Here is a 25,005-nt window from a genome sequence, read left to right on the forward strand (position 1 = left end):
AAGCGCCGTGCACTGCCGACGAACAGGAGACAGCGACGATGTCAGAACCGACCTATCTGCGCGACGAACCGTTCACCGAACTCACCGTCATCGAAGTCCCGGCCACTCCGGCGGCGGTCGTCGAGGCGCGCGAAGTGCACATGGCCGATCTGCCGGAGCTCTTCGATGCCACATTCTCCGGACTCTTCCCCGTGCTCTCCGAGGCGGGACTCGAACCCGCGGGACCGGCCTTCGCCCTCTACACCCGTCAGCCGAGTGAAACGGTGGATCTGCAGGTCGGGATCCCCACCTCGGCGGGGCTGACGAATGCGCAGCCGATCGCCGGTGGTCATATCGTCATCCCTGCGGAGCTGCCCGGCGGATCCATGGCCGTGCGCAGCCACCTCGGCGGATACGACGGGCTCGGGGAATCCTGGGCGCAGCTGCTCAAGGACGCGATGGCGGCGGGGCATCGTCCGGGACTGCCGTTCATCGAACTCTACGTCACCGAACCCAGCCCAGAGGCGGATCCCGCCGATATGCGCACCGACCTGTTCCTCACCCTGGAGTGAGGACCAACGTCACCGACGCCCACGGACTCTCTTGGGAGACGACAGCGGCCGGGTCAGTCGATGACTGACCCGGCCGCTGTGCGCTGCGATCTCAGTTGCCGATGATGCCTTCGGACCAGTCGTCGAAGAGCCCTCCGCCCATCGAATCCTTGTCCTTGTCTTTGTCCTTGTCTTTGTCCTTGTCATCTTCGTCCCCGCCGTTGTCGTCGCCGGGAGCGGTCGGGATGCCACCGGGGACGGAGGGAATCGAGGGGGACGGCTCCGGCGGCTTCTTGGCCACCTTCACGGTGATCTCCGAGCCCTGTTTGACCTCGCTTCCGCCGGTCGCGGACTGTTCGAAGACCTTCTTGTCATCGTGGTCGGCGGTCTCGACCTCTTCGGTCTTGCACGTGAGCTGGTACTCATCGCCCTCGAGCGTCTGGCAGGCCTCCTCAGCGGTCTGACCGGTGACGTCGGGGACCTTGACGAGACCTGAGGACACGACGAGATCGACATTCGAATCGACGTCGACTTCCTGACCGTCACCGGGCTTGGTCTCGATGACGACGCCCTTCTCCACATCCGGAGAATTCTGGGAGATATGGGTGCCGGCCTGCAGCTTCGCGTCATTGATGATCTTCCGCGCCTGTTCCTCGGTCTTGCCGGAGACGTCGGGGATCTTCACGGACTCGGGGCCGGAGGAGATGATCAGCTTGACGACGCTGTCCTTGTCGACCTTCTGACCGCCCGGAGGGTCGGTCTCGATCGCCTTGCCCTCGTCGACTTCAGCGCTGTACTTCTCGTCCGTGTCCACGCGCAGGCCCTGTTGGATGAGCGCGGCCTCGGCCTCATCGGCGTCCATGTTCGCCACATCCGTGACCTGGACCTGAATGACCTCGGGGGGTTTGTTGATCTCATACACCCACAGGGCCACGGCGGCCAGGGCGAGGAGGACGAAGATGCTGCCGATCCAGACCCAGGCGCGCGACCGCTTCTGCGGTGGGCGCTCCTCCTGGTTGGTCATGATCGCCGATACTGGCCCGGTCTCGGGAGCGGGCTCGGCCTCGTTGGCATGAGCCATCGGAGCGGTCATCGGCGGGGCCATCATCGGATACGCCTGTGTAGCCTCGACATCGTCCTCGAAGCTCATGGGACGGCCGTCGCGGGCGGCGAGCACGTCCTCGCGGAAGGTGTAGGCGTCCTGGTAGCGGGCGTCGCGGTCCTTGAGCAGAGCGTGGAGGAGGAGCCGGTCGACGGCCGGTGGGATGTTCGGGTTGTAGAAGCTCGGCGGTTGCGGAGTCTCCCCGACGTGCTGGTAGGCCACGGCCAGCTGGGAATCGCCGACGAACGGGGGACGACCGGCCAGCAGCTCGTAGAGCAGGCAGGCGGTCGAGTACAGGTCAGAACGGGCGTCGACGACCTCGCCGCGGGCCTGTTCGGGGGAGAGGTACTGGGCGGTGCCCACCACCGACTGGGTCTGCGTCAGTCCCGAATTGTCCTTGAGCGCCCGGGCGATGCCGAAGTCCATGACCTTGATGTCACCCTCAGGGGTGAGCATGACGTTCGCGGGTTTGATATCGCGGTGGACGATGCCGTTGCGGTGGGAGTACTCGAGCGGAGCCAGGACCCCGGCGATGACGTTGAGGGCCTCATCGACGGTGAGTGTGCCGTGCTCGTTGAGGACTTCGCGCAGGGGCTTGCCCTCGACGTATTCCATGACGATGAACGGCACGGACACCGACGAGCCGCCGGATTCGACGAATTCCTCTTCGCCGGAGTCATAGACGGAGACGATTCCGGGATGGTTGAGACCGGCCGCGGACTGGGCCTCGCGCTTGAGACGGGTGTGGAAAGACGGATCGCGGGCGAGATCGGAGCGCAGAAGTTTGATGGCCACGCGACGGCCGAGACGGTTGTCGACGCCCTCATGCACTTCTGCCATGCCCCCACGGCCGAGGAGCGCACGAACTTCGTAACGCCCCGACAGCACCTTGGGTTCACTCATGTATGTCCTCCGCTTGTCTCACCCGAGCTTCAGGCTTCATTCTCACCTGAGCCGGGTCGAGTTTCAGTATCTCAAACTCTTCGCTTCTCGTAATCGCTGCTCTGTGTCGATCACTGTCTATTCATTGCCGTTGTTTCCGTTCGGGTTGCCACCGGCCTCCGAGTTCGAACCGCTCGACGAGCCGGGGTTGCTGCCCGTCCCGTCATTGCCGCTGTTCGGGTTCGAGCCGCTGTTGCTGTCCGCCGAATCGCCGGAGCCCGAGGAGTCCGACTCTCCGGACGTATCCGTCGATGACGAGGAGTCCGTTTCGCTCGAGGTCTCGGAGTCCGACGAGGAGTTCGACGAGCTCGAGGAGTCCTGGTCGGAGGAAGAGCCGTTGTCATCGGAGTCCGAACCCTGATCCTGCGAATCGGATGCGGAATCGGAATCCGAGCTCGACTCCGAGTCATTGCCCAGACCCGAATCGGATCCGGAGTCCGTGGCGGGCTCTTCGGGCTGCTCGGCGGGACCGGCGGAGATGTAGAGGGTCACGGTGTCACCCTCTTCGAAGGTGTATCCGTTGTCGCCCTCACCGACGTCCGCGACGGTTCCGGCCGCCCGATCCGAGTTGATGTCGGTCGTCTCGACCTCGAGTCCCTTGTTCTCGAGGTTCTGCGTCGCCGAGGATTCCGTGAGTCCGATGTAATCGTTCTTATCGATCTCGATCGTCTTCGCCGCCTCCGAGGTGGGCGCCGAGGTCGACGGTTCCGGTTCGGGTTCGGCATTGCCTCCGCCGAGGAAGAACCACAGCAGGGAACCGACCGCGATGAGGGCGATGATCGCAAGGATCCAGATGAGGACGCGGCCCTTGTTCGACTGCTTGTCCTTCTCCAGATCCTGATTCTGCGGATCTTCGGGATCGATCTGTCCCGTATTCGCCGCGGCGGCTCCGGCACCGGCGGCCCCGGCGCCGGTGATTCCGGCGGCGGCACCGTTCGGGTACACCTGGGTCGCATCGTTCGAGGATGTGACGGGCAGAGTCTTCGTCGTGGCTGCCGGCTCCGGGTTGTTGAAGACCTGGGTCAGGGCTTCGGACGCGGCGGCTCCGTGGCGCATCTGCGGCACGAGCTCCTCGGCGCCTGCGATGTCCCCGGCCGAGAGCGCCTCGGCGGCCTTGGCGACCTTGAAGGCATCCGAGGGACGGCGTTCGGGCTTCTTCTCCAGCAGGCAGTCGACGAAGCGGCGCAGCGGTTCGGAGACCGTGTCCGGCAGCGGCGGATGCTGCTGATTGACCTGGGCGATGGCGATGGCCACCTGCGAGTCCCCCGTGAAGGGACGCTGACCGGCCAGGGCCTCATAGGCGATGATGCCCAGGGCGTAGAGGTCGGAACCGGGTCCCGAACCCTTTCCCGTGGCCTGTTCGGGGGCGAGGTACTGGGCGGTGCCCATGACCTGCCCGGTCTTCGTCAGCGGCGCCTGATCGGTGACCCGGGCGATGCCGAAGTCCGTGATCTTGACCCGGAAGTCCGGTGTCATGAGGATGTTGCCGGGCTTGATGTCACGGTGGATGACGCCCACCTTGTGTGCGGCGCCGAGGGCCTGAGCGGCCTGCGTGACGATGGAGAGGGTATCGGTCTCGGACAGGGGTGCGCTGCGCTCGATGATCGCCGACAGAGCCTCACCGGGCACGTATTCCATGACGAGGTAGGGCGAACCCTGCTCGTCGCCGTAGTCGTAGACACCGGCGATTCCCGGGTCGGAGACACGACCCATGTTCTGGGCCTCGGCACGGAACCGGGCGAGGAAGGTCGATTCGGAGAGGTACTCGTCCTTGAGGATCTTCGCCGCGACCTCACGGCCGAGGACGGAATCCACACCCTTCCAGACCTCACCCATGCCGCCGACGGCGATGCGGGAGGTGAGTTTGTAACGGTTGCCCAACAGGGTGCCTTCGACGGGTCTCATTTCTCGACCACCGCTTCCATCATGTTCTTCGCGATCGGTCCTGCGACCGTCGCACCATAAGCTTCGTTGCCCGCGTTTCCGCCGTTCTCGACCACGACCGCGACCGCGACCTGAGGGTCGTCGGCCGGGGCGAAAGAGATGAACCAGGCATGGGGTGCCGCGCCCTTGGCGTGCTGGGCGGTGCCGGTCTTCGCTGCGACCTTCGTATCGCGCATCTTCGCCACCGAGGCGGTGCCGTTCTCGACCACACCGGTCATCATGTCGGTGAGCTTGTCTGCCGTATCTCCGGACACGGGGCGGGACATCTGGCTCGGGCGGGTCTCGGAGATCGGCTCGAGGGTGTTCGCATTGAGCACCCTGTCGACGAGCTGGGGCTTCATCATCTTGCCGCCGTTGGCGATTCCCGCGGTCATCATCGCCATCTGCAGCGGAGTCGACCTGACCTCGAACTGACCGAGCGAGGACTGGGCCAGCTGCGGCGGATTGAGGTCGGACGGGAACGAGGACGGGGTGACATTGAGAGGGATCTCGAGATCCTCGCCGAAGCCGAACTTCTCGGCCTGCTTCGCGACCGCGTCTTCTCCGAGGTCCATGCCCAGGGAGGCGAATGAGGTGTTGCAGGATTCGGCGAGCGAATCGGCCAGGCTCGGCTTGCCCCCGTTGCGACAGGCACCGGGATGCGAGTTGCCGATCGTCGCCGTCGTCTGCGGCAGATCGAGCGTGGCGGGTCCGTTGAGCTGGGAATCGGGTTCGTAGTCGCCGGATTCCAGGGCGGCCGCCGCGACGAGGACCTTGAAAGTCGAGCCGGGCGGGTACAGGTTGCCGCCGATCGCGCGGTTGTAGGCGGGCTTGCCCTCGGCGGCTTCAAGGTTCTTGAAGGCCTCGCTGGCCTCAGTTGTGTCGTGGCTGGCCAGGGCATTGGGGTCCCAGCCCGGGGTCGAGGCCATGGCCAGGATCTTCCCGGTCTTCGGGTCGAGGGCCACGGCCGCACCGTTCTGGTTGCCCAGCCCGTCCCACGCCGCCTGCTGCACCTTCGGGTCGATGGTCAGCTCGACCGCTGCGCCGCGTGGCTGCTCACCGGTGAAGAAGCTGCCGACCTTGTCGTAGAACAGGGCGTCGGAATCGCCGGAGAGGTAGTCGCCGGCGGCACGTTCCATGCCCGAGGCTCCGGACACGACGGAGTAGTAGCCGGTCAGCGAGGCGTAGGCGCGCGGATCGAGGTTGTCCGAACCGTATTTGCGCTGGTACTTGTACTTGTCGTCGACAGGCTCCGAGTACGCGATCGGGGTGCCGTCGACGAGGATCGGACCGCGATCACGGGCCAGCTGGTCGAGGATCCGTCGGTTGTTCAGCGGATTGTTGTTCAGCGAATCCGCGGTCACGTACTGCACCCAGCTCGTCGACCCGAACAGGAGCGCGAACATGACGAATCCGACGACGGCGATATGCGTCAATGGCTTCTTCATCGTTCACCTCCGGTGGGTCGTTGGTCGGTGGGATCGGTGTCGTTGGGTGTCCCGCCGCGCTTGAGTGCGCGGTCATCCGCGGGCGGCAGGTTCGTCGTCGGGGCTTCGCCGTCGAACTCACGGGAATCGGCCGGCGGCAGATTCGTCGTGGGAGCATCTTCGTCGACGGTGCGCGCCGAGGCGGCGGAGGCACCCGCTGGAACGGGTTCGGGATCCTCGGTGATGGTGAGCACTCCGGTGTGGAATTCCTCCACGGGGCGCCTGGCATTGTCCGAGATCCGCAGCAGCAGGGCGATGATCATCCAGTTCGCAATGAGCGAGGAACCGCCCTGTGCGAGGAACGGCGTGGTCAGACCCGTCAGCGGGATGAGGCGCGTGACGCCGCCGACGACGACGAAGACCTGCAGGGCGATCGTGAACGACAGACCCGTGGCCAGAAGAGTGCCGAAGCCGTCACGCAGCTGCTGAGCCGTGCGGATTCCACGCTGGAAGATGAACAGGTAGCACAGCAGGATAACGAAGAGCCCGGCCAGGCCGATCTCCTCACCGAAACTGGCGTAGATGAAGTCGGATTCGGCGTAGGGGACCATGTTCGGTCGGCCTTCGCCGAAGCCGGTGCCGATGAGGCCGCCGTTGGACATGCCGAACAGGCCCTGCACGAGCTGGTAGGAACCGCCGGGAGTCTTGTTGTACTCCTCGGCGGTCAGCGCATTGAGCCAACCGGACACACGCTGTCCCACGTGGGAGAAGAGGAAGGTCGCCGCAACTGCGCCGGCGGAGAAGAATCCGAGGCCGAGGATGATCCACGAGACCTTCGAGGTGGCCACATAGAGCATGGCGACGAAGAGGCCGAAGAAGAGCAGCGAGGTGCCGAGGTCGCGTTCGAAGACGAGCACGCCCACGCTGGCGACCCAGGCGACGACGATGGGTCCGAAATCGCGGAGTCGGGGGAACCGGATGCCGAGGATCTTCGGGCCGGCGGCGACGAGCTGGTCCTTGTAGGTGACGAGGTAGCCGGCGAAGAAGATGGCCAGCAGGATCTTCGCGATCTCGCCGGGCTGGAAGGACAGCGGGCCGACGCCGATCCAGATGCGGGCGCCGTTGATGGTCTTGCCGATGCCGGGAATGAGCGGCAGCAGGAGGAAGACCAGGGCGGCGAAGCCCGAGACATAGGTGTAGCGGCGCAGCCAGCGGTGGTCGCGGACGACGAAGATCACGGCGATGGCCAGACCCACGCCGAGTGTCATCCACACCAGCTGGGTCATCGCCGAACCGAGGTATTCGTCGCGGCCGAGGTCGACGCGGTAGATCATCGCCAGGCCGAGGCCGTTGAGCAGCACCGCGATCGGCACGAGCACGGGATCGGCGTATTTCGCCTTGATCCACACGATGATGTGGAGGATGACGCCGAGGGCCGCCAGCCATGCGGCATAGCCGTAGACATTGGCCGGGATGGTGTCTTCGACGCCGAGGCCGACCAGAGCATAGGCGCTGGTTGCGACGGCGATAGCCAGGATCAGGAGACCGAGCTCCGCCAGACGGTAGGTTCTGGGGCGCGCGGTCTGCGAGGGAGCCTGGTTCATCACTGCGACTCCCGGGTGATGGCGTCACTGGGGTCCGCGGACTTCGAATCCGGAGGTGAGGGAGCCGGGTCGCTCGGACTCGTCGAGTCCTGCACGTCGCCGGACATGCCGGAGGAGCGATCGGATTCCTTGCGGAGATTGTCGATGATGCGATCGGCCTCATCGCGTGACCCGGCGGGTATCGATCCGCGCAGACGGTCCTGGGAGTAGCTGTTGAGGCTGCCGACCTCGATGTCCGTGGTGTCGACGAGGCGGCTGAGTTCGATGGGCCCGAGCGTCGTGTCGAGGCCGCGGTAGAGGGAGACCTTGCCGTCGTCGTTGGCGACGTAGTACTGGTGGCTGACGTAGTTATAGGCGAAGAATCCGCCGACGGCCAGCGCGACGATCACGATGGCGGTGATGATCCACCCGAGGTAGGACCTTTTCTCGACCTCTTCGTCGAGGTCGGCCTCCTCGTCTGCAGCGGTGTTGGTCCGCAGCTGCTGAGTAGTGCCGTCCCGAGCGTCGACGTCCTCGCCGTCTACGGTCTGGATCGGTGCCGTGTCGGCGGATACGTCGTTGTCGGCGAAGGTTTCGTGGGCTTCGGTGTCAACGGCCGCCTCGGCGTCGGGGTTCGCACCGATCGCGGCGTAGTGGGGGTTGAGTTGGACGGAGCCGACGGACACGCCTTCGGTGGTCTCGACCTCGCCTTCGAGGACGTCGCCGACGACGACGGTGACGTTGTCGGCTCCGCCGCCGGCCAGGGCCAGGTCGATGAGCTGACGGCAGGCCTCGTCGGGGTCGGCGACCTCTTTGAGCACGCGGGTGATGTCGTCGATGTCGGCGAATCCGGTCAGACCGTCCGAGCACAGCATCCAACGGTCGCCGACCTGGGCCTCGCGCAGGGACAGGTCGAGGTCGGGGGAGGCCCCGACGTCGCCGAGGACCTTCATCACGACCGAGCGCTGCGGGTGGGTCTCGGCCTCCTCGGGGGTGATCCGGCCTTCGTCGACGAGCATCTGTACGAAGGTGTGGTCGTGGGTGATCGGCTGGAGCTTGTCGTCGCGCAGCACATAGCCGCGGGAGTCGCCGATATGGGCGAGAGCGAAGCGGTTGCCGGGAGCACGCAGGACGGCGGTGACGGTGGTGCCCATTCCGGCGAGTTCGGGCTGTTCACCGACGCCGCGGCAGATGCGGTCGTTGGCTTCGAGGATCGAGGTGCGCAGGATTTCGAGGGCGTCCTCGCCTCCGGGCTCGTGGTCGAGCTCGGCCAGGCGGGAGACGGTGATCGCCGAGGCGACGTCTCCGCCTGCGTGACCGCCCATTCCGTCGGCGATGAGCAGGAAATTGGGCCCCGCGTAGCCGGAGTCCTGGTTGTTCTTACGCACCAGCCCGGTGTGAGACCGGGCTGCCGAACGGAGAGTGATGGTACCGCCGGTCGTCACGATTGGGTCTCCAGGGTCGTATGTCCGATGGTGATCCGGGTGCCGATGGCCAGTTGGATGGGTCCGGTCATGCGTGAGCCGTCGACGATGGTGCCGTTGGTCGATCCGAGGTCTTCGAGCATCCATGCGCCGTTCTTCGCGGAGATTCGAGCATGATGGCTGGAGGCGAAGTCGTCATTGATGATGATCGTATTGTCGGGAGCTCGGCCGAAGGTCACGGGCGCTCCCGAGAGCATGAGCGTCTGCCCCGCCAAGGGGCCGTCGGTGATGCGGATGGTGCCCGGATGGGCGTGGGCGACCGGGGCGGCCGCCGGACGAGGCGCGGGAGCCGGCCGGGACGGTGGCTGCGGGGCGGACTTGGAGCCGCCTCGGCGGGATTTCCTTCCGGCACGGGTCTTCCGGGGGCCGAAGATGTCGCGCCGGAGGACTCCGGCGACTCCGAGGACGAAGAGCCAGAGGATGATGAAGAATGCCAACCGGAAGACGGTGACGGTGAATTCGCTCACTGGGCGTCCCGCTCGTTGTAGTGGACCTCGGCCTCGCCGGCGAGGAGGATGTCGCCGTCGGAGAGGGTCGCCGATGTCAGTTTGCGTCCGTGCAGCAGTGTGCCGTTCGTCGATCCGAGGTCATTGGCCACGGCGCGGTCGCCCTCGACGACGATCTCGAAGTGACGGCGTGAGACGCCGGGATCGTCGATGACGAAGTCGGAGCTCGACGAGGAACGGCCGAAGGTGTTCGTGCCCTGTCGCAGCATCTGCGTGCGACCGTCGATGGTCACGCTGGCTTCGATGGTGCGAGCGGGTGCGGGTGCCGGGGCGGGGCGCGCGGCGGGGTTCGGCCGCGAGGTCGCGGCGGGGGCCGGAGCCGAACGGGCGGGTTCGGGGGTGCGGCGCGGGGTCGCGGGTCGGGAACCGGAGTTCGGGGACTCGCCGACGATCGGATTCGCCCGTGAGATCGGGTCGTAGCCGCCGCGGTTGGCCGGCTGAGCGGCGGGGGATCCGTCGGGGCGCTGGGTCGAGGACACGACGCGGTACATGCCCGTGTCGAGGTCGTCGGCGAGAGCGAATTCGACGGAGACGGGACCGACGAAGCTGTAGGCCTGTTCGACGGCGTGGTCGCCGACGACCTGGCGCAGATCGGAGCGCAGTTCGGACTCGAGGCCGGAGAGTCGGTCGTGGTCGGTCTGCGAGAGCTCGATGACGTAGTGGTTGGCCGTCAGAGTGCGACCGCGGGAGACCACGGCGGCTTTGTTGTCGGCCTCACGGCGGAGGGCTCCGGCGAGCTCGACGGGTTCGACCTGGGATCTGAAAGCCTTGGCGAAGGCGCCGTTGACGACGTTCTCCAGCCCCTTCTCGAAGCGATCGAGTAACCCCATGGCACCTCCTCATCAGGTGTTGCCGTTGCCGGACGAACTCTTCGCCTAGCGTCTTTGAGTGCTCTGACCAGGTGGTCCTGATCACGTGCACTCTGGGCACATCAACACCCAATCCTAACGCGGGGAGGCTCTCAACTCACGTTACGCGTGTTCGCGGGGCGAAGCTGTGCCGGGATTCCCTGCGCGCGTCCAGGGAAGATCGAGGGAGTGCAGACGGCGCAGGTGGGCCGGTGTGCGGGGCGAGCGTGGGCGGCCGCGCGGGTCGGGGGTGAGTGAACGCTCGGGTCGAAAATGTGAAGGTGGACACGTTTGGGTCGATTCGGCTTCCTCGGTTTTCAGTTTCGCCGACTCCGATGCTAGAGTTTTACCTTGTTCGCGCGAGTGGCGGAATTGGTAGACGCGCTGGCTTCAGGTGCCAGTGGCCGCAAGGTCGTGGGGGTTCAAGTCCCCCCTCGCGCACAGCGAACGAGAAGCCCCTCACCGGGTCCCGACAGGGTCAAGGTGAGGGGCTTCTTCGTGTCTGCGGTGGTCACAGTGCGAAGGGCCCAGTTTGGGGCGAGCAGCACGTGTTTGACCAGGGGCTATTCACTTCGAACCGGGCCGAACGCGAAAAGGTACAGGTTTCTTCGAATGGCTCAGGGAGCAGAGGGGGCTGTTCGAAGAGGCCTGTACCAAAACTCGCAAAAGGCCCAGTTTGAGTTGAGCAGCCCTGTTTCAAACATGGGCTGTTCGCCTCAAACTGGGCTGACAGCGATCAGGCCGGTCCGAATGCGCGGTGAGGACGCGAACGGGCGCTGTGACTCCGGGGGGAGGACTCCTGGAGGCTTCAGGCGCGCTCGTAGAGGCGGGCGCGGCCCTTGATTCCGGCGAAGCGGAACGGTCCCGCAGTCACCTTCGGGGTCGTGACGTCCTCGGCGCTGGAGAGCTCGGCGGCGTGGAGGGCGCGATACGCGTCGATGGACAGCGGCACCCGGGCGTCGAGTGCATCGGTGACGGCCCGCCGGCGCGAATGCTGCTCGTAGCCGGGGACGACGCGAGCGGTGAAGAACTCGCCGACGCTGCCCGACCCATAGCTGAACAGTCCGATGCGCTTGCCGGCAAGATCCTCATCGTGATCGAGCAGCGAGCACAGTCCGGCATAGAGCGAAGCGGTGTAGGAGTTGCCGAGACGCCGGTTGTACAGAGTGCTGGTGGCCAGACCCGTATCGCGCGGGCCGGTGGCAGCCGAGCTGTCGGCTGAGCCGGCAGTGGCCGAGTCCGCGGCGGCGGCCGAGTGGGCGGCAGTCGGGCCGGTGGAGCCCGCATCCGAGGTGCCGGCATCGACGGCGCCCGCTCCAGAGGCACCCGCTCCAGAGGCACCCGCGACGATCTCCGTGTCGAGATCCTCACCCGTGAGTCCGGCGAGGTGGACCTGCGCCTTCTTCGCCATCTTCGTGAACGGCTGGTGGTAGAGCACACGGTCGATCTCGGCCATGGCCGGTCCGCCCTGCGCGGCCAGATCGGTCCACGCTCCGGTGAGCGCATCGAGGTAGGCGGTGACCGACAGGGCTCCGTCGACGATCGCGGTCGTCGAATCGTTCGGGCGCCAGAAGTCATCGACATCGGCCGAGTTCAGCCCTGAGACCGGTTCGATCTCGAGCAGCTTCGGATCCGCGGAGACGAGCATCGCCACGGCACCGGCACCCTGGGTCGGTTCACCCGGAGAATCGAGCGCATAGCGGGCCACATCCGAGGCGATGACGAGCACGCGCTGACCCGGTGACCGGGTGACGATGCCGACGGCCGCCTGCAGGGCGGCCGTCGCCGAATAGCACGCTTCCTTGACCTCGACGACGCGCATCTGCGACGGCAGGTCGAGCAGCGAGTGCACGGCCATGCCGGCGGCCTTCGACTGGTCGATTCCCGATTCGGTGGCGAAGAGCATCGTGCGGATGCCCTCGGTCCCGCTGCGCTGAATGATCGGCGCGGCAGCCGCGGCGGCCATGGTCACGACATCCTCATCGGGTGCCGGGAAGCTGAACTCGTCCTGGCCGAGGCCGAGGCGGAACTTGTTCGGATCGGTGCCGTTCGCCTCGGCGAAGTCATCGAGCCTGACGACATGATGGCTCGTGGCCAGTTCGATGTCGTCGATGCCGATCGTGACAGTGCCCGCAGCAGTGTGTGATGTCATGCGGCCTCGCCGTCCTCTCGGTGTGCTGAATCTGTCGGAGTCTCGGCAGCGTGCTGCTCATCAGCCTTGCGTTCCATCTGACGGTGAGTGTCCATCAGCTCACCGGGGTTCGTCTGGGCGGCGAGCAGTGAGAGCTCACCGCAGAGAACGGTCGCGGCCATGAGCGCAGCGAGTCGACGCGAATTCGCTCCCGGCTCACGATCCTCCCGGCAGCCGAGACGTTCCAGCGCCTCATCGACACGCGGCAGATCCTTGCCGTTGCCCACGGTGCCGACGATGAGGTGCGGCAGCGTCGTCGAGAAGTACAGGCCCTCGGGGCGGTTCTCCGCATAGGTGATGCCCTGCGAGCCTTCGACGATGTTCGCCGCATCCTGACCGGTGGCCAGGTAGAAGGCGAGCAGCATGTTCGCATAGTGCGCGTTCGCCGAACGCAGGGCGCCAGCGATCGTCGATCCGACGAGGTTCTTGCGCACGACGAGTTCGACAATCTTCTCCGCGCTCGTGCGCAGGCGACGATCGACGACCTCGTGGGGCAGGACGATCTCGGCGACGACATTGCGTCCGCGTCCGAGGATCCCGTTGACCGCGGTGGCCTTCTTGTCCGAGCAGTAGTTGCCCGACACCGAGCCGTAGTCGAGGCCCAGCTGCCAGGACAGGATGGTGTCCATGAGCGAATCCGAGGCCTGGGTGACCATGTTGTGCCCCGAGGCGTCGTTGGTGCGGAAGGCGAAGCGGACGAAGAGCAGGTTCCCGACGATCTCGGGGTGGATCTCGATGAGCCGGCAGTGGCCGGACCCGGCCTCGACGACGGCTTCGAGTTCGCGGGTGCGGTGACGGATGGCCTGCGCGGCCGCCTCGGCGCCGATCGCGGATTCGGCCACGAACAGCACCGACCGGGTCATCCGCTCATCGACGATGACGGTGCGGATCCCACCTTCGATCTCACGGGAGATCGACGCCCCGCGGCCGACGGAGGGCCACAGCGGGGTCTCATACGTTGCCAGGGGCACGGCCACCTCGGTGTGGGTGCCGATCGGCGCCAGCGCTTCGCCGCTGACCCGCAGGGGACCGACCCACGTGGTGGGGATCCCGGTGATCGTGGTCTGCTGATTCACAGCTGATTCCTCCTCGAAAGGACGTCGGATCGGTGCGAGAGCGCGGTGACGTCGATTCCGCGCAGGCGGGCGAACTCGCCGAGGCGGCCCCGCGTGAGCAGGTCCGTGGCCGTGAGGTCCGTGGACCGCTGCGCCCCGAGCAGGGCGAACAGAGCCGAGGTCTGAGTCTGCCAGGTGCGCACGAGATCGACGAGCCCGTCCGGACCGTGGTCGAGCACGGTCTGCAGGAACGTGCCGGCGACGCCGACGGCGCGAGCACCGCAGGCCAGTGCTTTCACGACATCATAGGGGTTGCGCACGCCGCCGGAGGCCAGCAGCACGCGGTTCGAGACGCCGTCGTCCATCGTCGTCTCGGTGGTCCATTCGGATGGGGCGTCGAGCAGGCAGGCCAGGGCGGACTGGCCGAAGCCGGTGAGCATGGAGAAGTCATCGGCCGGTGAGCGATCGTTCTCGATGCGCAGGAAGTCGGTGCCTCCGGCGCCGGAGACGTCGGCGTACTGGACTCCGATATCGGCGAGGAGGGTGAGCGTACGGCGGCTGAGTCCGAATCCGACCTCTTTGACGACGACGGGAACGGGGCAGGAGGCGACGATGTCCTCGAGACCGGACAGCCAGGTGGAGAAGTCGCGGGTGCCTTCGGGCATCGCGGTCTCCTGCACCGGGTTGATGTGCAGCTGGAGGGCATCTGCGTTCAGCAGTTCGACGGCCCGCCGGGCATCATCGGCGCTGCGACCGGCGCCGAGGTTGCCCATGACGAAGCCGTCCGGGTTCTCCTCGCGGATGACGGTGAAGCCCTTCGCTGCCTCGGCGTCGTCGAGTGCCACGCTCATCGATCCGCAGGCCATGGGCAGGCCGGTCTCGGCGGCGGCGATGGCCAGGTCCCGGTTGATCTTCGCCGTGGTCTCCGTGCCGCCGGTCATGCCGTTGACGTAGAAGGGAGTCGGCCACGTCCAGTCTCCGAGTTCGACCGAGAGGTCGACAAGTTCGGGGTTCGTGCCGGACAGGGCATGGTGGACGAATTCGAGGTCGTCGAAGTCGGTGCGGCGGGGGCCTTCGGTCTGCTGCGCCGAGGCGAGGCGTACGTGGTCGTCCTTGCGGGAGGCCCGTGAGGCCTTGGTCTCCGGTGTCTCAACTGATGCCGGGGTCTCAGAACTCATCGATCTCGCCTTCCTCTCGGTGGGCACCGAGGTCCAGGGGTCGGATTCCGGCGGCTTCCCAGCCGCTGAGAATGGTCTGTGCTTCGGTGTGGGAGTGGGCGAGGGCGATTCCGCAGTCGCCGCCGCCGGCTCCCGAGGGCTTCGCTGCGGCCCCGTGGGTTTCGGCGATCTCGCACAGGTCGTGCAGGGCTTCGGTTTCGATGAGGCTGCCCGTGGAGTCGCTCAGTCGCCGCAGCAGGGTGCGCACGGAGCGGATCGTGGTCAGGCTGGCCTCGGCATCGTCGGCGTCGAAGGCCGCCACGAGGTCGTCGACGAGCGTGTGCGACTCGGCGGCGAAGGACACGAGCGGGCGCGTTTTCTGCGGTGCCGCGGTCGTTTCGGCAGAGGATTCGGCTGCCTGCTCGCGCGGGGTGTGGACGCGTGTGACGAGGTGTTCGGTCGACGCCGGTGATCCGGTCCAGCCGACGAGGAGGTCGAGCGAGCTCGGTGGGGTGACCCGTCTGGCCGAGCAGCCGGCCCATTCCGAGCAGCTCATGGCGGAGACGACCCCGTGGGCCTCGCGGTGAGCGTGCAGGGCGGCACGGTCGGGGGAGGAGTAGCGGATCCAACCGCCGAAGGTGCTGGCGGCAAGATCGCCGCCGGAGGCCTTCGTGGAGATCGCGATGGTCGCCAGGACGGCGAGCTTGAAGCGTTCGGTCAGGGTCAGCCCGAGTTCGTAGAACTCATCGAGAGCGGCGATCGTCGCCACAGTCACCGCCGCCGAGGAGCCGAGGCCGAACTTCCGGCCGTCTGAGTCATTGAGTTCGCTGGAGATCTCGAGATCGAAGTAGCGGGGGCTGGCACCCCGGCCGGAGCGCAGCTCTTCGACGGTGGAGATCGCCGAGAGCACATAGTCGAAGGGGCGCTCGTCGACGATGATGTGCTCACCATCGTCTTCGCGCCGCCACACGACGGGAGCCTGACCGTATTCGCTCGAATGGATGCGGCCGGCGCCTTCGCTCTCGGTCAGTCGGACGGTGATGCACCGGTCGACGGCGATGAGCACGGCGGGCTGTCCGGGCTCGACGACGGCGTACTCGCCGGCGATGAACAGCTTGCCGGGTGCCCGGGTCTCGATCATGCCCGGCTGCCCTCACCCGCAGCCGGGTTCACTGCGTCTGCGGGCGGGACTGCGTCATCGGCGGTGAGCAGGTGGGCTCCCGGTCCGGGGCCGACGACGCGGACGTCGCCGAAGCCGGAGAGCTTCTCTGCCAGCGCCTCGGCGTCATGGGGGCGGACGATGACGGCGACGTTCGGGCCGGCATCGGCGGTCGAATAGGCTTCGATGCCGTTCTCGCGGGCTTCGGCCACGGCGTCGAAGATCGCGTGGCTGGTCGGATTGAGGAACCGGATCGGAGGCACGGTGGACTGGATGAGGCCGTGCATGCGCAGGGCGTGGGATTCGGTGATCTCGCCGATGCGGGTGAAGTCCCCGGCCGCGCACGCAGCGACCATCTGCTCCAGGTAGTCCTCGGTCGAGGACACCCAACCGGAGTAGAAGGGGGAGGTGGCGGCCGTCAGGCGCATCGCCTCGCGGGAGGACACGGCCTTCCTCGCCCGGTTGACGGTGACGATGATCATCCGCATGTCCGGTGCGGGAACGGTCTCGGCGAAGGACGCGGCGTCGTCGCCGGCGTGCCAGACGGCGACGCCGTCGGGAATCGAGCGGCAGGCCGACCCCGAACCGCGGCGGGCCAGCCGGCTGAGATCTCTGGCGTCGAGGTCGAGGTCGAAGGCGGCAGCGGCGGCCGTGGCCAGAGCGGCGAAGCCCGACGCCGAGGAGGCCAGACCGGCACCTGTGGGCACGGAGTTGCGGGACCGGACGAGGACCCGGTCATCGCGTCCCGCCAGGGCGCGGACATGGTCGAGGAAAGTCGAGATGCGATCCGTCTGACCGGCATCGGCGAGTGCGCCGTCGAGTTCGAGGACATCGGTCTCGGCGTCCGGGGCGGGCACCACGGTGGTCGTGGTCTCGAAATGGTCGAGGGTCAGCGACAGACTGCCCGCGGCGGGCAGGATGAGCTCCTCATCGGCCTTGCCCCAGTATTTGACCAGGGCGATGTTCGGGTAGGCTCGCGCCGTCGTCGTTCTCATGTCGGTCTGACCTCCGTCGTCCAGGTGCGGGGTGCTCCCGCCTTGCGCAGGGCCTCGGCGAGCTCTTCGGCCGAATCATCGTCATCGGCCAGGGCCAGCACGCAGCCGCCGAGCCCGCCGCCGGTGAGTTTGGCGCCCCAGGCTCCGGCCGCGGTGGCGGCATCCACGAGGGAATCGAGGGTCGGGGTCGACACGCCGAGGCTGCCGAGCAGTCCATGGGCTTCGTTCATCAGGGTGCCGATCGCCCCACGATCACCGGAGCGGATGTTGTCGACGGCGGAATCGGTGATTTCGGCCAGACGGTCGATCATCCCCCCGATGCGCACAGGATCGGCGTCACGGCAGGCACGGACCCCGCCGACCGCCTCGGCGGTGGACCCGTGATGACCGGAGTCCGCGAGGACGAAGACGAGGCGCTGACCGACGTCGATGGTCTGGGCGCACCCGGTCTGGAAGCGGATGGGGGCGGGCTTGGCCACGGCCCAGGCGTCGATTCCGCTGGGTCGGCCATGGGCGACGGTTTCGGCCGCCTGCACGATCTCGTGGAGGGTGTTCTCGTCGAAGACCGTCGCATGCAGGTTCGCGACGGCGCGGGCCACGGAGGTGGCCACGGCTGCACTCGAACCCAAGCCCCGGCTGTGGGGGATCGCCGAACGGATGAGCAGCTCCACCTCGGCGTCGGGGTTGCCCACGGCCTTCAGCGCGGCGTTGAGACCGGCGACGACGGGGCCCATCGGCTCCGGAGCGGTCTGCGCATTTCCGGAGAACAGCTGGCTCTCGATCCGGGTCTCCTGGTGCGGGGACCGGCGGATATCGGTCTGGACTCCGAGCCCGTGCAATGGCACTGCGACGGCCGGAGAGCCGTAGACAACCGCGTGTTCGCCGAACAGGATCGCCTTCGCGTGGGCGAAGCCCTGGGACGTGCCCTGGGCGGGTTCGGTCTGAGAGGAATTGTGCATGCAGGATGGTTTCGGAGTCTGTGGATTGATTTCACCATCATATGCCGTACCCCCGCCCATCCCGAAGACGAGGTGACGTCCGTCTCAGGTGAGTCCTGCCGAGAGGTACTCGCGTTCGGCCGGGTCAGTGGTCAGGTCGAGCGCCCGCCGGCGGGCGGTGGCCGCCTCGTCTGTGCGGCCGAGGCGGGTGAGCAGATGAGCCCGCAGCACCCAGGCAGGTTGGAAGGCGGAGACGCGCTTATCGTCTTGGCCGTCCGGGTCGAAGCCCAGCGCGTCGAGTGCGGCCAGTCCCGCCTCGGGGCCGTCGACCTCGGCGAGGACGGCCGCTCGGGAGACCGACCCGCCGAGACTCGGGGCCACCTGCGCGAGATCGTCGTGGAGGCGCAGCAGCATCGGCCAATCCGTGGATCCGGTGCGGATTCCGGCCATATGGAGGAGTTGGATGGCTGCCTCGAGCCCGAATCGGCCGACGTGTCCGCAGCGGTGGACCTCGACTAGGTGGCGCTCGCCCGCCTCGGTGAGTGTTCCGTCCCAGCGGTCGGGGTCCTGGTCGGTCAGCGGGACGAATCGTCCGTTGCCGCTGCGACGGGCGGGGAACCGGGCGGCGGAGAGGTGGATGAGTGCGGCCAGTCCGTGGGATTCGCCGTCGCCAGGGCAGAGTTCGGCCACGAGGCGGGACAGGTACAGGGCCTCGCCGATCATGCCCTCCCGCGGCTGCGCGGCCGCCTGAGCCCATTCGATCGCGAACGCCCCATAGATCGCCTCAAACACATCGGGCAGACGGGACTCGAGGTCGAGGCGGTCGGGACTGCCGAAGGCGACACCGAGACCGGCAACACGCTTCTTCGCCCTGGTCAGACGGGCGGAGACGGTGGCGGCGGGCAGGGCCATGGCCGCTGCGATCTGTTTTGCCGTCATCCCCATCACCGCCGAGAGCATGAGCAGCGGCCGGGCTGGAGGATCGATGTCCGGGTGGGCGCAGGCGGCAAGGAGTTCGAGCCTGCGGTCGGGCACGGCGTCAGGGTCGTGATGGGCGGGGTCGGTGCCGCCGACGATGCGGTCGTTCGTCTCCTCGTCGAGTGCCGTCGAGGTCCGTGCCGCCGCCGATTTCCACACGTCTCGGCGGGCATTGAGCGCCACACGGTAGAGCCAGCCTTCCGGATTGGCGGGCGGTCCCTGGTCCCGCCACGCTGTGACGGCACGTTCGAGCGCAGTGGACAGTGCATCCTCGGCGCCGGAGATATCACCGTCGGCGGCCGCGATGAGCGCGATGATCCTGCCCCAGCCGTCCTAGGACAGGATCATCGCGCGCTCGGCAGGATCGGCCGACTCGGTCACGGGTTCCCGATCAGGGCCGGGTCCACGTGCCGTCGACGAACGAGGTCGCCGCGGGTCGGACCTCGATGGTGCCGTAGCTCGTGCCGGGGAATTTCTCGGCCCAGGCCAGGGCCGCCTCGATGTCGGGAACGTCGATGACGACGACCCCGGCCAGGGCCTCCTTCGCCGCGGCGGAGGGCCCGTCCTCGATGACGACCTCTCCGGTCCGCCGGGTCACGGTCTTCGTCTCGGTGTGGGGTGCGAGCATCTCCCAGGCGACGAAGACCCCGGCCGAGGTGAGCGCCTGGCCGAAGTCGTCCATGAGGCGCATCATCTCCTGGATGTCCTCTTCGGTGGGGGCAGGGCCGTCGACTCCGGGTTCGGGTGCGTGGAAGATCAGTGAATAGCGCATGGTTCGCTCCGTTCTGTGTGCGGCGGCCGGATTTCGGTCGCTCACAGAGAAGACGATCGAATCGACGTCGATTCGACAGCTGTGCAGAATTCTTCCACGAATTCCCTCCGCCGAGGCGGTTCCGACCCAGCCGAGGCGGTCCCGACCCAGCCGCTGCTGCGCCGCGGACCCCAGCCGGATCCTCAGACGAGCCCGGTGTAGACCGATCCCGGGTTGAAGATGTTGTCCGGATCGAGGGCCTGCTTGATCCGGTGGTTGAGCTCCATGACGTCCTCGCCGAGGTAGGGCGCGAGCCACGGTGCCTTGAGGCGGCCGACGCCGTGCTCACCGGTGATCGTCCCGCCCAGTCCCGTGGCCAGGTCCATGACCTCGCCGTAGGCGATCTGCGCGCGCTTCTGCTGTTCCTCGTCCTTGGGATCGAGGACGAGCAGCGGATGCGTGTTGCCGTCGCCAGCGTGCGCGATGACGGCGATCGTCACCTCGCGGTCGGCCGCGATCTTTTCGATACCCAGCACCAGATCGCCGAGCTTCGGCAGCGGAACGCCGACGTCCTCGAGCAGCAGAGCACCCTTCTTCTCCACGGCCGGGATCGCGATCCGGCGGGCCGTGACGAAGGCTTCGCCCTCGTCGGGGTCGGCGGTGAGATAGCACTCGGAGGCGGCGTTGCTGTTGCAGATCTCCTCGATGATCTTCGCCTGCACGGTGCAGTGCTCGCCGGGTTCGTCGGACTGGATGACGAGCATGCCCTCGGCCTCACGGTCGAGACCCATCTTCAGCTCGTCCTCGACGGCGTTGATCGAGGGCTTGTCCATGAACTCGAGCATCGAGGGGCGCATGGCTTTTGCGATCTCGAGCACGGCGTTCGTGGCATCGGCGAGCTTCGGGAACATCGCGACGACGGTCGTCGGCGGCAGCTGAGCGGGAATGAGACGCAGGGTCACCTCGGTGATCACGCCCAAGGTCCCCTCGGAACCGACGAAGAGCTTCGTCAGCGGCAGACCGGCGACGTCCTTGAGCCGGGGTCCGCCGAGCTTCACGGCCCGCCCGTCGGCGAGGACCACGGTCATTCCGAGGACATAGTCCGTGGTCACACCGTATTTCACGCAGCACAGACCGCCGGCGTTCGTGGCGATATTTCCGCCGATGGAGCAGAACTCGAAGGACGAGGGGTCCGGCGGGTACCACAGGCCGTGTTCGGCCGCGGCGGTCTTGACCTCGGCATTGAAGGCACCCGGCTGGACCGTGGCCATGCGGGTGACGGGATCGATGCTGATCTCGCGCATCTTGTCCAGGGACAGCACGATTCCGCCGGCGATCGCGGAGCTGCCGCCGGACAGGCCGGATCCGGCGCCGCGGGGCACGATCGGGACCTTCGCCTCGGCGGCGATGCGCACCACCGTCTGCACCTCCTCGGTGGTCCTCACCCGGACCACGGCGGCAGGCACCCCGGCATCGGGGTCGTTCGCGCGATCCCAGCGGTAGGCATCCATCGAATCGGGATCGGTGATGACGGATTCGGCCGGCAGAGCGGAGGTGAGGGAGGAGACAACGTCCATGTTGTGTGTCTGACCTTTCGAGCGGAGTTCGGCACCCGGAATTCGCTCTCGACGTTACCAGGATCACGTTCGCGGCGGGCGGTCAGGGTCAGGGTGTGGACGGGCGAGCGGGAGACCGTCCGCGCGACCGTCCGAGCGCCCCCGCGGCGTAGGCTGGATCCATGACCTCCGCCCCCGCTCAGCGGCCCGCCGCCTGCGTGCTCGGAACCGTGCCCGGGACCGGGTTCGAGGGGCACCGGATCGGGATCGTCGACCTCGACAGTGCCGGTGAGGAGGTCGGTCGGATCGACCTCGCCGAGGTGGACCTGCCCGAGCTCGTCCGCGACCGTGAGAACGGGGTCGGGGGAGATTCGCGCGGGCCGGGCGGGGCCCGCCCCCGCTGGGTCCTCAGCGATACCGCGAAATGGTGCCCGCCGCTGCTGGCCGCCGGGGTGAGCCTTGAACGCTGCCACGATCTGCGCTTGTCCCATGCGATCCTCGCCCGCTCCGAACTCGTCACCGCACCGGAGGCGGTGCGTGCCGCCTCCGAATGGGACGCCGCGCCCACCGACGCCGCAGCGCCCGAACAGGCGGCCGCTCTCTTCGACGTCGATGCCGGACGCGGATTCATCCCGCAGGTTCCACATGACCTCGAGGCGGCCCTGGCCGAGTATGTCCGGCAGACCGCGGCGATGGAGACCGCAGGCGATCCGGGACGACTGCGGCTGCTGTTGGCCGCGGAGTCGGCGGGAGGACTCGTCGCCGCAGAGATGCGTGCGGCAGGCGTGCCTTGGGACGAGGTCGAACACGATCGGATACTGTCCGACCTGCTCGGTCCCCGTCCGATCCGCGACGGGAAGCCTGCGAAGATGCTGGCCAAGGCCGAGGAGGTCCGTGAGGCCCTTGAGGATCCGCGGGTCAACCTCGATTCGCCGAACCGGCTGCTCGCGGCCCTGCGCAACGCCGGCATCAATGTCGCCTCGACCTCGAAATGGGAGCTGCAGACGAGCGAGCATCCGGCGATCGCGCCCTTGCTCGAGTACAAGAAGATGGCCCGGCTGCTGAGCGCCAACGGCTGGCATTGGCTCGATGAATGGGTCGATGACGGCCGGTACAGGCCGGTCTATGTGCCCGGAGGAGTCGTCACCGGGAGGTGGGCGGCCAGCGGGGGAGGGGCCCTGCAGATCCCGCGGCAGCTGCGTCCGGCTCTGCGCGCCGACGAGGGGTGGCGGCTCGTCTCCGCCGATGTCGCCCAGCTCGAACCCCGCGCGCTCGCCGCCATGTCCGGCGACCGGGCGATGGCCGAGGCCGGATTCGGCAAGGACCTCTACTCCGGGCTCGTCGACGCCGGCGTCGTGGCCACCCGGCAGGAAGCGAAGATCGCGGTGCTGGGTGCCATGTACGGATCGACGACCGGTGAGGCCGGAGCCCTGGTGCCGCGTCTGCGGCAGAATTTCCCTGCCGCCATGCACCTCGTCGATTCCGCCGCCGAGGCGGGACGACAGGGAGGAGTCGTGTCCACCTGGTTGGGACGGACCTCTCCGCCGCCCGGCGAGGGGTGGCAGAGACTGCAGAGGGCGGCGAACCGCTTCGACGCCACCGGTGCCGATGAGCAGCGGGCCCGGCGGGCCGCCGGTGACCAGGGACGATTCACTCGCAACTTCGTCGTTCAGGGCACAGCGGCCGAATGGGCGCTGGCCTGGCTGGCCGACCTGAGACTGCGTCTGGCGCGGCTGCCGGAGATCGAGGAGACGTCAGAGGCGGCGACACCGGATGGTGGGGCGGGCACCTCCCCGGCGGCCGCCTCGGGGCCGGTGTTCTCCCGCCGTGCCCACCTCGTGTTCTTCCTCCACGATGAGGTCATCGTCCATGCCCCGGCCGAACAGGCCGATCAGGCGGCGGAGGCGATCAGGGCGGCGGCAGCCTCGGCGGGTCGATTGCTCTTCGGGGTTGCCCCCGTCGATTTCCCCCTCGACCTGAGTATCGGGGAGCGGGCGATCAAGGACTGAAGCGTTCGATGGGGCCGAATGGGGCACTGAGCGGATCGTCGAAGAATAAGTCCATGTGCATGGAATAGACTGCGAGCCGCAAGCGCTGGACGATGTGGCCCAGCAACGGATACGCAAGTCCAAGGAGATCACATGAGCATCAGCGTCAAGGCACTGCAGAAGACGGGAGCGGATCAGCCGTTCCGCGTGGCCACGATTCAGCGCCGGGATCCCCGACCCGATGACGTCGTCATCGACATCAAGGCCGCAGGCATCTGCCACAGCGACATCCACACCATCCGCAACGAATGGGGCGAGGCGCACTTCCCGCTCACCGTCGGCCACGAGATCGCCGGCGTCGTCGAGGCCGTCGGTTCCGATGTCACCGACTGGAAGGTCGGCGACCGCGTGGGCGTGGGCTGCATGGTGAATTCGTGCGGCGAGTGCGAGGAATGCCTGGCCGGTCAGGAGCAGAATTGCCTGAACGGCAACGTCGGCACGTACAACGTCGAAGACGTCGACGGCACGATCACCCAGGGCGGATACGCGCAGAAGGTCGTCGTCAACGAACGCTTCGTCTGCCGGATCCCCGATGCGCTCGACTTCGACGTCGCCGCCCCGCTGCTGTGCGCGGGCATCACCACCTATGCGCCGCTCAACCGCTGGGGCGCCGGTGAGAAGAAGAACGGTGCTCCCAAGCAGGTCGCCGTGCTCGGACTCGGCGGACTCGGGCATATGGGTGTCCAGATCGCCGCGGCCATGGGCGCGGAAGTGACCGTGCTCTCGCGCACGCTGAAGAAGGAAGCCGCGGCACTGGAACTCGGTGCGAAGCGGATGCTCGCCACCACCGACGAGAACTTCTTCTCCGACCATGCCGGCGATTTCGACCTCATCCTCAACACGATCAGCGCCGATATCCCCGTCAACCGCTACCTGCGTCTGCTGAAGCCGCGCGGGGTCATGGCCGTCGTCGGCCTGCCGCCGGAGAAGCAGGAGTTCTCCTTCGGCGCCGTCATCGGCGGTGCCAAGGCGATCGCCGGATCGAACATCGGCGGCATCGCCGAGACCCAGGAGATGCTCGACTTCTGCGCCGAACACGGCATCGCCGCGAAGATCGAGACGATCCCCGTCACCGAGGCGGATGCCGCCTACGATCGGGTCGTGGCCGGAGATGTGCAGTTCCGCGTCGTCATCGACACCGCGAGCTTCGACGACGTCGAGGCCATCGCCTGATCCATCTCGTCTGATTCGCCGCGTCTGGGCCCACCTCGTCTGAATCCCGGGCGTGGGACCGCAATGGTCGGGGTGATTCCCGCAATCCCTGCGGGAATCCCTCGACCCCCATGCCGCAGGCGGGCAGAATGAGACCGGGCCGAGGGGCGGGGGAGAGATGACGGACACGAGGCGACAGCTGCGGACGGTGCCCTTGGCGCTGCTCATCCTCTACACCGTGTTCATCGGCCTCGTCACGCTCACGCCCAACCAGATGGACACGGGCCCCGGGTCGTTCATCGCGGGACTGCTCGAGTTCCTCGCCTCCCACCGGGTGACCGCATGGATCAGCTTCGACATCCTCGAGAAGCTCGCGAATGTCGGAATGTTCATTCCCTTCGGCCTGCTTGTGGCCCTCCAGTGCGGCCGCAGCCGCTGGTGGGTCGGTTGGGTCGCGGGCATCGCGTTCACGTGCCTCATCGAGGGCACCCAGGCGACCCTGCTCTCACCCACGCGCTTCGCCACGATCAGCGATCTCGTGACGAACAGCCTCGGTGCCGGCATCGGAGCTGTGGTCGGACTCGTCGTCATGAGGATCTGGCCGCCGAGGATGGACCGCGTCCCCGTCGACCATGAGGTCCGGTGAGAGGTCCCGAGGTCCGGTGAGAGCCGGGTCATAT

Annotated in this window: 20 protein-coding genes and 1 tRNA gene; 5 read left to right on the forward strand and 16 right to left on the reverse strand. The window is 67.2% G+C overall.

The window, feature by feature from the left end:
* Window positions 1-38 precede the first annotated feature (38 nt).
* The gene (locus SB749_RS05105; RefSeq protein ID WP_410709354.1) at window positions 39-551 is read left to right on the forward strand and encodes a GyrI-like domain-containing protein; all 513 of its coding nucleotides are present in this window, start codon (window positions 39-41) and stop codon (window positions 549-551) included.
* Between the two features lie 91 nt (window positions 552-642).
* On the opposite strand, the gene pknB is transcribed toward SB749_RS05105, so the two are convergent.
* The 7 genes from pknB to SB749_RS05140 form a co-directional block, all read right to left on the reverse strand.
* Window positions 643-2,535: a Stk1 family PASTA domain-containing Ser/Thr kinase gene (pknB, locus tag SB749_RS05110; RefSeq protein WP_410709355.1), complete on the reverse strand. Its 1,893-nt coding sequence runs from the start codon at window positions 2,533-2,535 to the stop codon at window positions 643-645.
* A 117-nt stretch (window positions 2,536-2,652) separates the two neighbouring features.
* Window positions 2,653-4,479, reverse strand: coding sequence for a protein kinase domain-containing protein (locus SB749_RS05115; RefSeq protein WP_410709356.1), 1,827 nt, complete (start codon window positions 4,477-4,479; stop codon window positions 2,653-2,655).
* On the reverse strand, window positions 4,476-5,945 hold the full coding sequence (locus SB749_RS05120) for a peptidoglycan D,D-transpeptidase FtsI family protein (RefSeq protein WP_410709357.1): 1,470 nt from the start codon (window positions 5,943-5,945) through the stop codon (window positions 4,476-4,478). Before SB749_RS05120 ends, SB749_RS05115 begins: the two co-directional genes overlap by 4 nt.
* Window positions 5,942-7,528, reverse strand: coding sequence for an FtsW/RodA/SpoVE family cell cycle protein (locus SB749_RS05125; protein ID WP_410709358.1), 1,587 nt, complete (start codon window positions 7,526-7,528; stop codon window positions 5,942-5,944). Before SB749_RS05125 ends, SB749_RS05120 begins: the two co-directional genes overlap by 4 nt.
* On the reverse strand, window positions 7,528-8,952 hold the full coding sequence (locus SB749_RS05130) for a PP2C family protein-serine/threonine phosphatase (RefSeq protein WP_410709359.1): 1,425 nt from the start codon (window positions 8,950-8,952) through the stop codon (window positions 7,528-7,530). The genes SB749_RS05125 and SB749_RS05130 overlap by 1 nt, the downstream gene beginning before the upstream one ends.
* Window positions 8,949-9,458 (reverse strand): FHA domain-containing protein, encoded by a 510-nt coding sequence (locus SB749_RS05135; protein ID WP_369863824.1) that lies wholly within the window; start codon window positions 9,456-9,458, stop codon window positions 8,949-8,951. The genes SB749_RS05130 and SB749_RS05135 overlap by 4 nt, the downstream gene beginning before the upstream one ends.
* On the reverse strand, window positions 9,455-10,327 hold the full coding sequence (locus SB749_RS05140; RefSeq protein WP_410709360.1) for a DUF3662 and FHA domain-containing protein: 873 nt from the start codon (window positions 10,325-10,327) through the stop codon (window positions 9,455-9,457). The genes SB749_RS05135 and SB749_RS05140 overlap by 4 nt, the downstream gene beginning before the upstream one ends.
* Before the next feature lie 375 nt (window positions 10,328-10,702).
* Between SB749_RS05140 and SB749_RS05145 the strand changes: the two genes are divergently transcribed.
* A tRNA-Leu gene (locus tag SB749_RS05145) sits at window positions 10,703-10,786 on the forward strand.
* Window positions 10,787-11,153: 367 nt separating this feature from the next.
* Here SB749_RS05145 and SB749_RS05150 read toward each other — a convergent pair.
* The 9 genes from SB749_RS05150 to SB749_RS05190 form a co-directional block, all read right to left on the reverse strand.
* Window positions 11,154-12,497, reverse strand: coding sequence for a hydroxymethylglutaryl-CoA synthase family protein (locus tag SB749_RS05150; protein ID WP_410709361.1), 1,344 nt, complete (start codon window positions 12,495-12,497; stop codon window positions 11,154-11,156).
* Window positions 12,494-13,612, reverse strand: coding sequence for a hydroxymethylglutaryl-CoA reductase (locus SB749_RS05155; protein WP_410709362.1), 1,119 nt, complete (start codon window positions 13,610-13,612; stop codon window positions 12,494-12,496). The genes SB749_RS05150 and SB749_RS05155 overlap by 4 nt, the downstream gene beginning before the upstream one ends.
* Entirely contained in the window at window positions 13,609-14,769 is a 1,161-nt protein-coding gene (gene fni, locus SB749_RS05160; protein WP_410709363.1) for a type 2 isopentenyl-diphosphate Delta-isomerase, read from the reverse strand. The genes SB749_RS05155 and fni overlap by 4 nt, the downstream gene beginning before the upstream one ends.
* Window positions 14,759-15,889, reverse strand: coding sequence for a phosphomevalonate kinase (locus SB749_RS05165; RefSeq protein WP_410709364.1), 1,131 nt, complete (start codon window positions 15,887-15,889; stop codon window positions 14,759-14,761). Before SB749_RS05165 ends, fni begins: the two co-directional genes overlap by 11 nt.
* A complete protein-coding gene (gene mvaD / locus SB749_RS05170) occupies window positions 15,886-16,902 on the reverse strand; it encodes a diphosphomevalonate decarboxylase (protein ID WP_410709366.1) in 1,017 nt (338 codons plus the stop codon). The genes SB749_RS05165 and mvaD overlap by 4 nt, the downstream gene beginning before the upstream one ends.
* Complete coding sequence (mvk, locus tag SB749_RS05175; RefSeq protein WP_410709367.1) at window positions 16,899-17,861, reverse strand: mevalonate kinase; 963 nt, start codon at window positions 17,859-17,861, stop codon at window positions 16,899-16,901. The genes mvaD and mvk overlap by 4 nt, the downstream gene beginning before the upstream one ends.
* Window positions 17,862-17,945: 84 nt before the next feature.
* Entirely contained in the window at window positions 17,946-19,001 is a 1,056-nt protein-coding gene (locus tag SB749_RS05180) for an RNA polymerase sigma factor (RefSeq protein ID WP_410709368.1), read from the reverse strand.
* 208 nt (window positions 19,002-19,209) lie between these two features.
* On the reverse strand, window positions 19,210-19,590 hold the full coding sequence (locus tag SB749_RS05185) for a YciI family protein (protein ID WP_410709369.1): 381 nt from the start codon (window positions 19,588-19,590) through the stop codon (window positions 19,210-19,212).
* Window positions 19,591-19,772: 182 nt separating this feature from the next.
* Window positions 19,773-21,146, reverse strand: a complete 1,374-nt coding sequence (locus tag SB749_RS05190; protein WP_410709370.1) for an FAD-binding oxidoreductase — start codon at window positions 21,144-21,146, stop codon at window positions 19,773-19,775.
* Between the two features lie 161 nt (window positions 21,147-21,307).
* Between SB749_RS05190 and SB749_RS05195 the strand changes: the two genes are divergently transcribed.
* The 3 genes from SB749_RS05195 to SB749_RS05205 all read left to right on the forward strand — a co-directional run bounded on the left by SB749_RS05195 (window position 21,308) and on the right by SB749_RS05205 (window position 24,971).
* Window positions 21,308-23,134: a bifunctional 3'-5' exonuclease/DNA polymerase gene (locus tag SB749_RS05195; RefSeq protein WP_410709371.1), complete on the forward strand. Its 1,827-nt coding sequence runs from the start codon at window positions 21,308-21,310 to the stop codon at window positions 23,132-23,134.
* Window positions 23,135-23,266: 132 nt separating this feature from the next.
* Entirely contained in the window at window positions 23,267-24,346 is a 1,080-nt protein-coding gene (locus SB749_RS05200) for an NAD(P)-dependent alcohol dehydrogenase (protein WP_410709373.1), read from the forward strand.
* A 157-nt stretch (window positions 24,347-24,503) separates the two neighbouring features.
* Window positions 24,504-24,971, forward strand: coding sequence for a VanZ family protein (locus tag SB749_RS05205; protein WP_235355253.1), 468 nt, complete (start codon window positions 24,504-24,506; stop codon window positions 24,969-24,971).
* Window positions 24,972-25,005: the final 34 nt, after the last annotated feature.

The sequence above is a fragment of the Brevibacterium sp. SIMBA_078 genome, from assembly GCF_046534565.1.
In the GTDB taxonomy this organism is placed as follows: Bacteria; Actinomycetota; Actinomycetes; order Actinomycetales; family Brevibacteriaceae; genus Brevibacterium.

Bases quoted from the DNA above. Each gene is read 5' to 3' on its own strand.
- SB749_RS05200 (WP_410709373.1), top strand. From the start codon at position 23,267: ATGAGCATCAGCGTCAAGGCACTGCAGAAGACGGGAGCGGATCAGCCG.
- SB749_RS05185 (WP_410709369.1), bottom strand. From the start codon at position 19,590: ATGCGCTATTCACTGATCTTCCACGCACCCGAACCCGGAGTCGACGGC.
- SB749_RS05205 (WP_235355253.1), top strand. From the start codon at position 24,504: ATGACGGACACGAGGCGACAGCTGCGGACGGTGCCCTTGGCGCTGCTC.
- SB749_RS05115 (WP_410709356.1), bottom strand. From the start codon at position 4,479: ATGAGACCCGTCGAAGGCACCCTGTTGGGCAACCGTTACAAACTCACC.
- mvaD (WP_410709366.1), bottom strand. From the start codon at position 16,902: ATGAGAACGACGACGGCGCGAGCCTACCCGAACATCGCCCTGGTCAAA.
- SB749_RS05150 (WP_410709361.1), bottom strand. From the start codon at position 12,497: ATGACATCACACACTGCTGCGGGCACTGTCACGATCGGCATCGACGAC.
- SB749_RS05190 (WP_410709370.1), bottom strand. From the start codon at position 21,146: ATGGACGTTGTCTCCTCCCTCACCTCCGCTCTGCCGGCCGAATCCGTC.
- mvk (WP_410709367.1), bottom strand. From the start codon at position 17,861: ATGCACAATTCCTCTCAGACCGAACCCGCCCAGGGCACGTCCCAGGGC.
- SB749_RS05165 (WP_410709364.1), bottom strand. From the start codon at position 15,889: ATGATCGAGACCCGGGCACCCGGCAAGCTGTTCATCGCCGGCGAGTAC.
- fni (WP_410709363.1), bottom strand. From the start codon at position 14,769: ATGAGTTCTGAGACCCCGGCATCAGTTGAGACACCGGAGACCAAGGCC.
- SB749_RS05195 (WP_410709371.1), top strand. From the start codon at position 21,308: ATGACCTCCGCCCCCGCTCAGCGGCCCGCCGCCTGCGTGCTCGGAACC.
- pknB (WP_410709355.1), bottom strand. From the start codon at position 2,535: ATGAGTGAACCCAAGGTGCTGTCGGGGCGTTACGAAGTTCGTGCGCTC.
- SB749_RS05105 (WP_410709354.1), top strand. From the start codon at position 39: ATGTCAGAACCGACCTATCTGCGCGACGAACCGTTCACCGAACTCACC.
- SB749_RS05120 (WP_410709357.1), bottom strand. From the start codon at position 5,945: ATGAAGAAGCCATTGACGCATATCGCCGTCGTCGGATTCGTCATGTTC.
- SB749_RS05125 (WP_410709358.1), bottom strand. From the start codon at position 7,528: ATGAACCAGGCTCCCTCGCAGACCGCGCGCCCCAGAACCTACCGTCTG.
- SB749_RS05140 (WP_410709360.1), bottom strand. From the start codon at position 10,327: ATGGGGTTACTCGATCGCTTCGAGAAGGGGCTGGAGAACGTCGTCAAC.